The sequence below is a fragment of the Zobellia sp. 1_MG-2023 genome (assembly GCF_030549125.1).
In the GTDB taxonomy this organism is placed as follows: domain Bacteria; phylum Bacteroidota; class Bacteroidia; order Flavobacteriales; family Flavobacteriaceae; genus Zobellia; species Zobellia russellii.
This window is the reverse complement of sequence record NZ_JAUOSY010000013.1, coordinates 1-12,199: the sequence shown is the minus strand read 5'-3', so window position 1 is coordinate 12,199 and position 12,199 is coordinate 1. Positions and strand designations below refer to the sequence as shown.

General features: G+C 37.7%; 11 protein-coding genes and 1 tRNA gene. 7 read left to right on the top strand and 5 right to left on the bottom strand.

Annotated elements, in window-relative coordinates; translation table 11 throughout:
- Nucleotides 1–36: 36 nt before the first annotated feature.
- The 5 genes from Q4597_RS18765 to Q4597_RS18745 all read left to right on the top strand — a co-directional run bounded on the left by Q4597_RS18765 (nucleotide 37) and on the right by Q4597_RS18745 (nucleotide 3,490).
- Complete coding sequence (locus Q4597_RS18765) at nucleotides 37–636, top strand: LemA family protein (RefSeq protein WP_215438130.1); 600 nt, start codon at nucleotides 37–39, stop codon at nucleotides 634–636.
- Between the two features lie 3 nt (nucleotides 637–639).
- A complete protein-coding gene (locus tag Q4597_RS18760) occupies nucleotides 640–1,077 on the top strand; it encodes a TPM domain-containing protein (RefSeq protein ID WP_303407627.1) in 438 nt (145 codons plus the stop codon).
- Nucleotides 1,058–1,846: a YgcG family protein gene (locus Q4597_RS18755; protein WP_289042298.1), complete on the top strand. Its 789-nt coding sequence runs from the start codon at nucleotides 1,058–1,060 to the stop codon at nucleotides 1,844–1,846. Before Q4597_RS18760 ends, Q4597_RS18755 begins: the two co-directional genes overlap by 20 nt.
- A 127-nt stretch (nucleotides 1,847–1,973) precedes the next feature.
- Complete coding sequence (locus Q4597_RS18750) at nucleotides 1,974–2,810, top strand: hypothetical protein (RefSeq protein ID WP_303407626.1); 837 nt, start codon at nucleotides 1,974–1,976, stop codon at nucleotides 2,808–2,810.
- Between the two features lie 386 nt (nucleotides 2,811–3,196).
- A complete protein-coding gene (locus Q4597_RS18745; protein WP_303407624.1) occupies nucleotides 3,197–3,490 on the top strand; it encodes a hypothetical protein in 294 nt (97 codons plus the stop codon).
- A 52-nt stretch (nucleotides 3,491–3,542) separates the two neighbouring features.
- Here the strand turns inward: Q4597_RS18745 and der are convergent, their stop codons facing one another.
- From der to Q4597_RS18720, 5 genes are all read right to left on the bottom strand, one after another.
- Nucleotides 3,543–4,847 (bottom strand): ribosome biogenesis GTPase Der, encoded by a 1,305-nt coding sequence (gene der / locus Q4597_RS18740; protein WP_289042292.1) that lies wholly within the window; start codon nucleotides 4,845–4,847, stop codon nucleotides 3,543–3,545.
- Between the two features lie 144 nt (nucleotides 4,848–4,991).
- Complete coding sequence (locus Q4597_RS18735; RefSeq protein ID WP_303407621.1) at nucleotides 4,992–6,524, bottom strand: choice-of-anchor I family protein; 1,533 nt, start codon at nucleotides 6,522–6,524, stop codon at nucleotides 4,992–4,994.
- A 107-nt stretch (nucleotides 6,525–6,631) separates the two neighbouring features.
- On the bottom strand, nucleotides 6,632–7,516 hold the full coding sequence (era, locus tag Q4597_RS18730; protein WP_289042288.1) for a GTPase Era: 885 nt from the start codon (nucleotides 7,514–7,516) through the stop codon (nucleotides 6,632–6,634).
- 10 nt (nucleotides 7,517–7,526) lie between these two features.
- On the bottom strand, nucleotides 7,527–7,991 hold the full coding sequence (locus Q4597_RS18725) for an RNA methyltransferase (protein WP_289061063.1): 465 nt from the start codon (nucleotides 7,989–7,991) through the stop codon (nucleotides 7,527–7,529).
- On the bottom strand, nucleotides 7,978–9,342 hold the full coding sequence (locus Q4597_RS18720; RefSeq protein ID WP_215438123.1) for a sodium:alanine symporter family protein: 1,365 nt from the start codon (nucleotides 9,340–9,342) through the stop codon (nucleotides 7,978–7,980). Before Q4597_RS18720 ends, Q4597_RS18725 begins: the two co-directional genes overlap by 14 nt.
- A 192-nt stretch (nucleotides 9,343–9,534) precedes the next feature.
- On the opposite strand from Q4597_RS18720, the gene Q4597_RS18715 reads away from it, so the two are divergent.
- Nucleotides 9,535–9,607: transfer RNA gene (locus Q4597_RS18715), tRNA-Met, on the top strand.
- 245 nt (nucleotides 9,608–9,852) lie between these two features.
- Nucleotides 9,853–12,108, top strand: coding sequence for a S41 family peptidase (locus Q4597_RS18710; RefSeq protein WP_303407616.1), 2,256 nt, complete (start codon nucleotides 9,853–9,855; stop codon nucleotides 12,106–12,108).
- Nucleotides 12,109–12,199: the final 91 nt, after the last annotated feature.

The window sequence follows — 12,199 nt, the reverse complement described above, 5'->3', positions numbered from 1 at the left end:
AAAGCAACACATTAACTATAACCTAATATTTTTAAAATGAAAAAAGGATTAATTGTACTTATAGTACTAGGAGTCATTGCTTTTGGTCTTTATAATTGGGCCGTGGGCTTTAACAATACCGCAGTAGAACTAGAAGCCAATGCCAAAACAGCTTGGTCTAATGTTGAAAGTGCCTACCAACGCAGAAACGACCTTATAGGAAACTTGGTAAAAACCGTACAGGGCGCCGCAGATTTTGAACGTGGCACTTTAAAAGATGTAATTGAAGCAAGGGCCAAAGCTACCTCAACCTCTATTGATGCCAATAACCTAACACCGGAAAAAATGGCCGCTTTTCAACAAGCACAAAGCGGACTTACAGGTGCACTTAGTAAATTAATGGTAGTTGTAGAACGCTACCCAGAGCTAAAGGCAAACCAAAACTTTCTTGAACTACAAGCTCAGTTAGAAGGTACTGAAAACCGTATAAACGTTGAACGAAACAAGTTTAATGAGACCGTAAACCTTTACGATATACACATTTCTAAATTTCCAGGGTCATTCTTGGCAGGCATTTTCGGGTTTGAAGATATGGCTCGGTACAAAGCAGATGCAGGTTCTGAAAATGCACCGGACGTAGAATTCGACTTCAATTAAGATATGTCCAGAGTAGAAGCATTTTTAACCGCAGAGGAAGAGCAAGAAATTGTTGAGGCCATAATAAAAGCCGAAAAAGACACTTCTGGCGAAATCAGGGTACATATTGAACCCCATACGCGGCTAGACCCAATGGATAGGGCCAAAGAAGTGTTTCTACTCTTAAAAATGGACAATACCAAAGAAGCCAATGGAGTTTTGATATACGTTGCCGTAAACGATAGAAAGTTCTCTATTTACGGAGATAGCGGCATTCATAAGGTGGTACCGGAAAATTTCTGGAATACTACCAAAGATGCTATCCAAGACCAATTTAAAAAAGGAAACTTTAAGCAAGGTATCATAGATGGTATCTTAAAAGCCGGAAAAGAACTCCAAGCGCATTTTCCTTGGCAGCGCGGCGATAAAAATGAACTCAGCAATGAAGTATCTAAGGGGTAGCCTACTTGTATTGTCTTTTTTTATTTTTGGGAATGCTTTTGGACAAGCTATCATTCCTAAAAAACCTGATTTCATACCTGCCGTAATAGACAGCACTAATACATTATCAACTTCCGAATTCAATTCTCTAACTAAAAAATTACAGAAGTATAGCGACTCTACCTCTACCGAAATTCTTGTTATGTTAATGCATTCAACCAAAGGGGAGGAAATAAAATTTTATGCCGCTCAATTAGCTGATAAATGGAAAATTGGCAAAAAAGGCAAAGACAATGGAATCATTATTTTATTAGCAAAAGATGACAAAAAAGTAGCTATACAAACAGGTTATGGGATAGAGTACCTTGTGACCGATGCTCTTTCAAAAAGGATTATTGAAAACATAATACTTCCTCGATTCAGGGAAAGTGATTTCTATGGTGGGCTCAATCGAGGCACAGATACTATTTTTGAGATTCTGGAAGGTACCTACATTGAAGATTCTCAGTCTGATAACAATATTACAATTGACACATTACTTCCTTTTATTATATTCTTTATTATACTTATAATTTTATCAAGACGCTTTGGTAATAAAGGTGGGGGGCATAATGGAGGAAACCGTTCTCGCGGTCTTGATTTATGGGATATGATTATTCTAAGTAACATGGGACGCAGCAATGGATCGGGAAGCTTCGGTGGTGGAAACTTTGGCAGTGGAGGTGGAAGCTTCGGTGGTTTTGGGGGCGGTGGAGGCTTTGGAGGCGGCGGTGCTTCAGGAGGTTGGTGAGAAATTTATGATACTCTTCATCGAATTTCCGCTTATCTCTATATGAGTTCGTTTTATAATTCCTATATTATTACTGAGATATCATTTAAAATATTGAATAATAACTCAGTTCCAATAAAAAATTCTTATGAGTAATACGACAAAACTTATGTTTCTTCGAAAGAAAAAATCCTTAAAAAGCAAAATAGTTTCCGACATCTCCGATTGTCTAACCATAGCAGTAAAAAAAGAAAAAACTAGCACAGTTAAATCAGAAATAACCTCATCAGTTAAGAATGCGTTACGAAAAGCTGAGAATTTAAAATCATTAGATTACTTAGTAACCTACGATACTGATTCCATCCTAACAAAAAATAAAATAGACCTTACCTTCCATTTAATTACAAACCCAGAAATTGAAAGACTCAAAAAAGAAAAAACAGCTACCGAACATGATTATTGGATAAAGGAAAAGGAGGTGAAAAATTTAACCCAACGAGAAAGCTTAACAAAGGATTTAACACGTAATGATGCAATCAAAGGCTTAGTTTCAAGCATAATTGAAAAATTAAAAAAACTCTCGAAAGAAGAACAAATTGAATTTGCTAAGAATAAGAAAAAAATATCTCTTCGTGTTGAAGAATACATAGAAAGATTAATTGATGTTTATGATGATGAAGGATATTGGGGTATTGATTACAGCAACAGCGGAAGTTTACTTGGTGATTTATCAACAGTAAAAGATATAGCTATTTTATCTGCAAACCTTTCTAAATATGTGCATTTAGCTACAAGTGGCGTCCATAATGCGACTCAGCTACAGCTAAAAATTGCGATTATGGAAAGAGATAAGCTAAAACTGGAATTAGCTGAAATTAATCGGTTACTCGAAATAGAATATGCCAAGAATGGAGAACAACATGGATTTAGTGGCGGATTTGGTGGAGGTGGTTTTGGCGGTGGCGGCGCTGACCATTCTTTTTAATTACAAACAGGAATTTAATCTGAATTATAAACCTACAACAAGTACTAATGAAAAACTCTATTTGAATTATACCATTGAAATAAATTTGTAATTAATCCTAAACTCTTCAGTGGATTGGTCTCGCAATAATTGATTTAATACGAGACGTTTATCTTATTACAGCTATCTCGGTATTGTTTAACGCAACCATTTTCCTCTAAAAACATCTTATTGGAAAATTACTATCAAAAAATTGTTTTTCATTCTACCACTAGTCCTAATCCTTTCAATGTGTATATCTGATGACACAAAAGATTATGATTTTTCAGCAGTAACCTGTACATCTGGCTTCTCTAATCTTTACATAGAACTTGCAGATAGTGAGAGTAGAGAAAATCTACTAGCTAATGAGGCCTATACTGCTTCGGTCATTGCAATATCTGGCAGTGAAACCATTGAATTTGCAACTGAAAAAAATATCTGAGAAAACGTTTTTATCTCTCTCCAATTCTGAATGGGAAATAGGCACTTTTGATTATGTTTTAACAATTGGAGACTCAAATAGTTTTGACCTAAATTTAAAACTAGAAAAATCAGGCGGTGAAGGTTGCTGCTCAAATACCCTGCTTATTAAATCCTTACAGATTGATGGAGATGTTCAAGAAGACACACCCTCAATATTCAAAATCCTCTTAGACTGATTTAAATAGTCTAAGAGGATTATGCATATATTCTTAGTAAGAAAAACAACTCTTATTTCTTCCTCATATAAATTGTAACCGGCACACCATTAAAATCAAAGTTTTCCCGCAATTTATTCTCCAAGAAGCGCTTGTAAGGTTCCCGAACATATTGAGGTAGGTTACAGAAGAACGCAAACTGAGGGTAGTTTGTTGGCAACTGTGTAATATACTTGATTTTTACATACTTATCCTTGTAAGCAGGTGGTGGTGTGCGTTCAATTATAGGCAACAATACGTCATTAAGCTGACGTGTCTTAATTTTCTTGGAACGATTTTTATACACATCTACGGCCGTCTCAATAGCCTTATAAATACGTTGCTTGGTCAATGCCGAAATAAAGATGATCGGCACATCTACAAAAGGTTCCATGGCCTGTTTAATACGCTGGGTATATTCCTTCATGGTATTGGTTTCCTTATCTTCTACCAAGTCCCATTTATTCACTAAGACCACAATACCTTTGTTATTTCGTTGTGCCAACCAGAAAATATTTTCCACCTGACCATCAAAACCACGTGTGGCATCAAACATTAACAAGCAAACATCGCAATGTTCAATAGCACGAACGGAGCGCATTACGGAATAAAATTCCAAATCTTCCTTTACCTTGGCCTTTCTTCTGATACCTGCAGTATCAATTATATTAAAGTCAAAACCAAAACGGTTGTATTTTGTATCGCTACTATCCCTTGTAGTACCGGCAATATCGGTTACAATGTACCTATCTTCACCGATCAAAGCGTTTATGAACGATGATTTACCGGCATTAGGTCTTCCAACAACGGCAAACCTTGGCAACTCACTTTCTTCTTTTTCACTTTCAGGAAGCACTTCTACCAAAGCATCCAACAAATCTCCCGTACCGCTACCGTTAATGCTGGACAGCGTATAATAATCACCTAAACCTAACGCATAGAACTCTACTGCATCTTCGGCACGTTTGGCATTATCTACTTTGTTCACAGCAAGAAATACGGGCTTTTTAACCCTACGGAGCAAATTGGCTACATCTTCATCCATGCCCGTAATACCACTTTCAACATCTACCATAAAAATAATGGCATCGGCCTCATCAATGGCTAGTTCTACCTGCTTATCTATTTCCTGCTCAAAAATATCGTCGCTACCCTGTACGTAGCCACCTGTATCTATTAATGAAAACTCTTTTCCGTTCCAATCACTTTTTCCATAATGACGGTCACGGGTAACGCCACTTACGGCATCAACAATAGCTTCCCTTCTTTGAATCAAACGGTTAAAAAACGTGGATTTCCCTACATTTGGTCTCCCTACAACGGCTACAATAGCACTCATACTTCCTTAAATTTGCTGCAAAAATAGTATTAATCCCGATGGAATCGCAATTCTAAACCACTAATCGTAAGTAAATTAAAAAGAGAATCCCCAAATCTCAAAATGAAATTAGGGGATTCTGTCTTTATAGTCTGTTGAAACCTACTATTTTATCTCGTAAATAGAAACGGTATTTGATACTTCGTTGGTTATTACCAAAAGGTTTTCACCGTTAGGCGAGTCATCGGAAGGAATTACCAAAAGTCCCTCTGGAGCAACGTCTTGTGTATTGAAAATCCACTTTAAAAACTCAGGAGCCGAAGGCTGGCTAATATCGTACACCATAGCGCCACCGGTTCTTTCCAAGCCTACGAACAACAATGTAGATTCACCAATTTTAAGGGTAGTAACAGACTCAGGTTCCGCGCCCTTGTCATCACTTCTACCATCTGCTTCACCTTCATCATTATTGAACAATGCAGGTGCAATTTCCAAAGTTCTTCTTCCTATATCATCACCACTATCATAAACCATTTGGCCCTGAGGGCTCCAAATCGTGAACGATCGTGCACCGTAAGAATAGATTTTATCAAAATCGCCATCGCCATCTGTATCACCATTGGCCGTTGTAGTCTTTAATCTACCTAAATTTTCATCAGCTTGAAGTTGCTCTGCATTTGGAAAAACCGTTGCGTCCAATTCCAGGTCCTTTACTCTTTCCTCTTCTGAATAGCCATCGTAATCACGGGAATCTCCTTCGTTAGCAGAAATGATGTAACCTGCACCTCCAATTTTGGCATAAGTGATAGCATCGGGCATATAAAACCCTAGAACCGGCCATGTTTTAAAGTTTCCAACAATATCATCTTTGTTACTTGCATCCAAAGCATTTTCAGGAAGTGAGTGGTCCTTTACGCCCAAACCAAAAACATCGGTCAAGGTCATTGTGGTCAGATCCACCACGGCCATACCATTGTTTTCCTGTAAGCTAACATAGGCATATTTACTATCATCGGAAACAGCAACATATTCCGGTTCAATATCTTGGGCAACTGTAGCACCGGGACCAAAAACCCTAAAATCATTACCTATAGACTGACCGTTGTAGCTCGTAAAAGCCAATGTATTTACCTTATTGTTTTCTACATCTATTACCGAAATAGAGCCTTCTGGATCAACGGTATAGTCATCATTTGGCTCCCCTTCGTTAGCGGAAACAATATACTTACCATTAGGACTAAATGTAACCATATCCGGCAATGCACCAACAGGATAGGAATTTGCCAAAGCCATAGTCTCTGTTTCGTAAACCTCTATAGTGCCATCTGCCTGTTTGTTGCTGTTCTCTACGGCTATGGCCAAAAGCCCACCGTGAACCGCAACGCTATTAGGTGTTCCGCTTAAGGAAATAGAAGATTGTTTAGATGGAATTGTAGGTTCGGAAATATCCCAAACAGAAACCTCGGTCTCTACAGGGTTTACCACGAATAACTTACCGGTTTTGGAATCATACGCACTAATCTCGGCGAAGCCCTCATCACCGGAGCCATTTACAAATCCTCCAATTTTTGTAAAAGTAAGTTCTGATGTGTTTACGATTGGCTCCTCATCCGGGTGACCAACAAAGTCTTCTAATTTCTCACAGGAAAAAGCTGTAAGTGCCACTAGGGCAAGTGAAATACTTCTAAAATTTTTCATCTTCAAGTTTGGTTATTAATCGCCAAAGATGAAATTTCAGGATCACTTTAAGGTTAGCTAAAAAACAACCAATGTTTAAAAGAACGCTACCAAATAGTTAAGAAGTTTTAGTTATTGTAACCAAAACGTTTTAGCTGACGGGCATCACTACGCCAATTTTTATTGACTTTTACGTACAACTCCAAATGTACCTGCTTGCCAAAAAACTGTTCAAGGTCTTTACGTGATTCTACCCCTACCCTTTTTAGTGCAGCACCCTTATGACCGATTATAATACCCTTTTGAGAGTCGCGCTCTACCATGATTACCGCGCGCATTCTAATGATATCCTCATCTTCAAAAAACTCTTCGGTCTCTATTTCTACGGAATAAGGAATTTCCTTTTTATAGTACATCAAGATTTTCTCCCTGATATTCTCGTTAACAAAAAACCGCTCGGGCTTATCCGTCAATTGGTCTTTTGGATAATAAGCGGGCGCCTCTGGAAGCAATTCGATTATACGTTCAAAAATATTTTTAATATTGAAGTTGGACAAGGCCGAAATAGGATGCAATTCTACCGTTGGAAGCATTTCTTGCCAGTACTGCACCTGCTCCTCCAACAACTCTTGCGTTGCGGTATCTACCTTATTCAACAAAAGTAAAACGGGAATCTTACTGTTCTTTATTTTCTCAAAGAAAGCTTCGTCCTTTAATGCCTTTTCGCCAATCTCTACCATGTACAGAAGTACATCTGCATCCTCAAAAGCAGATTTTACAAAATTCATCATGGAAGATTGCAGTTCGTAGGCCGGTTTGATAATTCCCGGGGTATCCGAAAGTATCACCTGAAAATCATCGCCATTAACAATACCCAAAATACGGTGCCTTGTGGTCTGCGCCTTAGAGGTAATTATAGATAGTTTCTCGCCTACAAAGGCATTCATTAAAGTAGATTTCCCCACATTGGGATTACCAATAATATTTACAAATCCAGATTTATGATTTCCCATACTTTATCTTTTAACGCATTCGCGGTTTTGATAGATTCCTATCATACATAACAATACTTCCGGCTACGGCCACATTGAGGCTTTTTACCGATTTAAAACGAACCAAATGGTGCGACTTTTCACAAGCTTGATTGGAAAGTCCGTGGTCCTCAGCACCCAGCAAATATACGCATCGTCTTGGGTGTTCAAAAGTTTCCAAGTCTACCGCATTTTCCTTCATTTCCACGCCTACCAGCATAGCACCCTTGGGCAAATTTTCATAGAATGCTTCAAACGTTTCATAATGAAAATAAGGCATGGCCTTCACCGCATGGTGCGTATCACTTGCCTGTTTGGCATATCTATTACCAATCGTGAAGATAAAACTGGCCCCTAGATTTTGTGCCGTTCGCCACAACACCCCTAAATTTTCCGGTGTTTTTCCGTTTTGGATACCGATACCAAAAAACTCATGTTCAAAATTATCCGTGCTCACCTTTTAACCTCTGAAAATATTTTCTTGCCTCTTTGTTCACCTTTGGTGCCAGCAAAAGTACGGCAATCATATTGGGTATGACCATTAAAGCGTAGGAAAGATCTATAAGGTTCTTTACCAAATCCAAAGAAGCTACGGCCGCAAATACGATCATAAGTACAAAATACCAGTTATAAAACTTGCCGATTTTTGCATTGGTCAAGAAAGAAAGACATTTTACACCGTAGTACGAATACGTAAACAAGGTAGAAAAGGCGAATGCCGTAACAATTATCATGAGCAAAACATCGCCATAACCGAACAATGTAGTCTCAAATGCCGAAAGGGTCATGACTATTCCACTTCCATCCTCTAAATAAGCACCACTTAATATAATGACTACGGCAGTAAATGTACATACCAAAATAGTATCTATAAAAGGGCCGAGCATGGCAACCAACCCTTCTTTAATAGGGTTATCCGTTTTGGACTGACCATGGTACATAGGCGCACTACCCAAACCTGCTTCATTGGAAAACATAGCCCTACGAACCCCAATAATGACCAGACCCCAGAAACCCCCGGTTACAACGGTCTTAAAATTCCAGGCCTCCGTAATTATCAACTTTAATGAAGGTATTATCTGCGAAGCGTTCAAAACCATAACCACAACCACCGCCACTAGATAAACCAACACCATAAATGGAACTATGGCTGATGCTACTTTGGCAATTTTGGTAAGTCCACCAAAAATGACGAACGATGTTACCACGGCCAGAACAACCCCAATACCCAACTGCCAATTAAAATCGCCAAAATTGGCTATGGTTTCATTGGGCTCCACAACGCTCATAAAAGTTTCCGTAAACTGGTTTGCCGTAAAAACACCTAAAAACCCGAATAGACCACAGACCGCAAAAAATAATGCCAATGGCTTTGCTTTTGGTCCCAAACCTTGTGTAATATAATACATGGGACCACCTTGCAATTTACCATCGGAGTCCGTACTACGGAACATAATGGCCAGACTACAGGAATAAAATTTGATACACATACCGATAAGGGCGGTAACCCATATCCAAAACACTACACCCGGACCACCGTCATGAATGGCAATGGCTACCCCGGAAATGTTTCCCAAACCAACTGTTGCAGCAACAGCGGCCGATAAGGCCTGAAAGGAACTTACATCTCCTTCTGACTTATCATTATCATATTTACCTGCCGTTATGGCAATGGCGTGACCAAAGTACCTGTAGGGTAAGAATTTAGAATAGAAGACTAGAAAAAGTCCACCTCCAATAAGTAAAAGAAACATGGGCCACTCCGTAAAGGGTAGCGCTGCAGAAATAAAATCGTTAATTGTATCCATACGTAGGCTTGCTAGTCCCGAAGGTATGGAATTTGGAGATTTTTTAGGGTATGCATAAAAAGATTCTGCTCTAAGTTTGGTTTTAAGTAAAAAACAGTTGTATATTTGCAGCCCGTTACAAATAGTAGCGCACCCTTATCTCGTCAGAGTAATGACCTGAAGTCGCAAGACAAGTGAGATAAAAACCCATATCGCGGGGTAGAGCAGTAGGTAGCTCGTCGGGCTCATAACCCGAAGGTCGCTGGTTCGAGTCCAGTCCCCGCTACTAAGTAAAAAAGGCTTCTGATAAATCAGAGGCCTTTTTTTATGCCTTGTATTTCTTTTTTTTATTACGCTATGCGAATAAAAAAACACCACCTACTAAGCGTTTGTAAAGGTATATTATACGTATAATAATTTCTTATTTTCCTATATACATTGGCAGTATCCAAGATTTGAGTAAATTACCGTTAAAATAAACGTATAGCAACTAGTTGCTTTATACAATTGTCGGCAATAATTATGACAATATTGAAACCATTTATCTACGTTCTAGTTTTAATCTTTCTCAGTTGTACCGAAAAAAGTATAAACAAGGAGAGCGCTCAGAAGGTTGAAAATTTAAAAACCTTTGCTAAAGCTTATGGATACGTAAAATATTTTCATCCAAGTGATGGTGCGTCAGAAATCGATTGGAATTCCTTTGCTATTCACGGAGCTAAAATTGTTGAAAAATGCGAATCTCGCAATGAATTAATTAATGCTTTTGACACTCTTTTCAAGCCAATTGCACCGTCAATAAATTTTACTACAACAAAATCAAACAAATTCGATTTAACAATTATAACTCCAGAAAACTCGCAGGATTTCAAACCTACCTTTTGGCAACACAGCGGTGTTGGTATTGGCATGGACCCCGAACTTAGAACACCTTACCAAAGTTCCAGAGTAAATGGAATCATAAACAAAGATTATTCTTATGTTGTTAGCAAGCTTGCAATGCGAATTGAATCCGCTAAATTCTTAGGTAATAGAATTAAATATAAAGCATGGGCAAAAAGAGATGATGCCCATTCCAACAATGGATATTTAAGACTTGTACTAGAAAAATCAGATGGAACATCAGATTTAAAAAAAGCACCCGTTGTTGATGAACAATGGAAGCAGTATGAAGTTATTGCTAAAGTCGACTCTCTTACATCATTAATTCAGTTGGGTATTGCCCTTAGAGGTAAGGGCTCTATTCTTTATGACTTACCACAGCTATTTTATGAGAACAATGGTAAATGGATAGAAGTTCCATTAGAAAATCAAGATTTTGAAAAGGAAGAATCTTTTAGTGACTATAAAATTAATAATTGGTATTTTGAGGGCATCGGTTATTCGTGTTTACTGACAAATACGGATTCTTACAAAGGAAATAAATCCGCAGTTTTGGAATATTCCGGAATTATAGAAGAAGAAAAAGGTGAAAAACTTTTCGATAATCAACCTTCTTTTGGTCATATCATTGAAAAAGAAGTTGGTGCAGGAATATATCTTCAAATACCATTAGTGCTATATTCCAACGATAAAGGCACTTATCCAAAATCCGATTCCCTTAGCTTGAAAAAATTAAAAGACAACTTAAAAGAAGTACCTCAAGAAACTTCTGATTTGTCCGTTAGACTAGGTAATGTTATTAATACGTACAACGTATTTCAACATTTTTACCCATACTTTGATGTTGTTGATGTTAACTGGAACAATGAACTTGAAAAAGCATTGGAAAGAAGTTTTAAAGACTCCATCCCCAAAGACCATTTGATAACGTTACAAAAATTTGCTTCTCCATTAAATGACGGTCATATAGTAGTTTCGTACAATAGAAATTCAGAATGGGCTACACCTCCAATTACTTGGGAATGGATAGATGATAAACTTGTAATAACAAATGTTTTAAATGATACAATTCCTCTAAACGTCGGCGATATTGTCACAGAAATTAATGGTGAAAATGCTATGCACTATTTTGAAGAAGTAAAATCGAGAATTTCTGCTGGAACAAAAGGTTTACTAAATTCACAAGCCGAAGCACTAAGCCTAAGAGGTGAACATGACTCGAAATTAAATATTAAAGTCAATAACAAAAACATAAAACTTTTAAGAAATAATTATCCATATGGCTCTTCTCGTGGTAGACAATCTAATTATGAAAAAATCAATGATAGCGTTTTCTATCTGAATCTAAACAGCATTCCAATGGAGGAGATTGAAAAACTCATTCCAGAGCTGGAGAAATCGAAGTCTATTATTTGTGATTTAAGATTTTATCCAAGAGGTAACCACGGTTTTATTTCTTATTTATTAAAAGAAAAGGACACAACAAAATCATGGATGCAAATTCCTCAACACATATACCCTGACAGAGAAAAATTAACCTATCAAAATTCGAATTGGTTGCTACCCAGTAAAAAACCATACTTAGGTGACAAACAAATTATATTTATAACCAAAGGTACAGCTATCAGCTATGCCGAAAGTTATATGGGTTTTATTAGAGGTTATAAATTAGCTACAATAATCGGGCAACCAACTGCAGGTACAAACGGTAATATTAATCGATTTAAATTATCGGAAGGGTTTAGCATAAGATGGACTGGAATGAAAGTTCTTAAACATGATGGCTCGCAATTACACGGAATCGGTTTTCTACCTGACGTTTATGTAAAACCCACAATTGAAGGATTAAAAGCGGGGAAGGATGAATTCTTGGAAAAAGCCATTGAACTGACGGAGAAAAAATAACTATTGCCAACAATAGTAACCGTTGCACAAGCCGTTGATTCTCCACGGAACGGATTCATATAAGCCTCTTTACGGGGCTTTTTTTATGTCT

Bases quoted from the DNA above. Each gene is read 5' to 3' on its own strand.
- Q4597_RS18765 (WP_215438130.1), top strand. From the start codon at position 37: ATGAAAAAAGGATTAATTGTACTTATAGTACTAGGAGTCATTGCTTTT.
- Q4597_RS18760 (WP_303407627.1), top strand. From the start codon at position 640: ATGTCCAGAGTAGAAGCATTTTTAACCGCAGAGGAAGAGCAAGAAATT.
- Q4597_RS18755 (WP_289042298.1), top strand. From the start codon at position 1,058: ATGAAGTATCTAAGGGGTAGCCTACTTGTATTGTCTTTTTTTATTTTT.
- Q4597_RS18750 (WP_303407626.1), top strand. From the start codon at position 1,974: ATGAGTAATACGACAAAACTTATGTTTCTTCGAAAGAAAAAATCCTTA.
- Q4597_RS18745 (WP_303407624.1), top strand. From the start codon at position 3,197: ATGAGGCCTATACTGCTTCGGTCATTGCAATATCTGGCAGTGAAACCA.
- der (WP_289042292.1), bottom strand. From the start codon at position 4,847: ATGAGTGCTATTGTAGCCGTTGTAGGGAGACCAAATGTAGGGAAATCC.
- Q4597_RS18735 (WP_303407621.1), bottom strand. From the start codon at position 6,524: ATGAAAAATTTTAGAAGTATTTCACTTGCCCTAGTGGCACTTACAGCT.
- era (WP_289042288.1), bottom strand. From the start codon at position 7,516: ATGGGAAATCATAAATCTGGATTTGTAAATATTATTGGTAATCCCAAT.
- Q4597_RS18720 (WP_215438123.1), bottom strand. From the start codon at position 9,342: ATGGATACAATTAACGATTTTATTTCTGCAGCGCTACCCTTTACGGAG.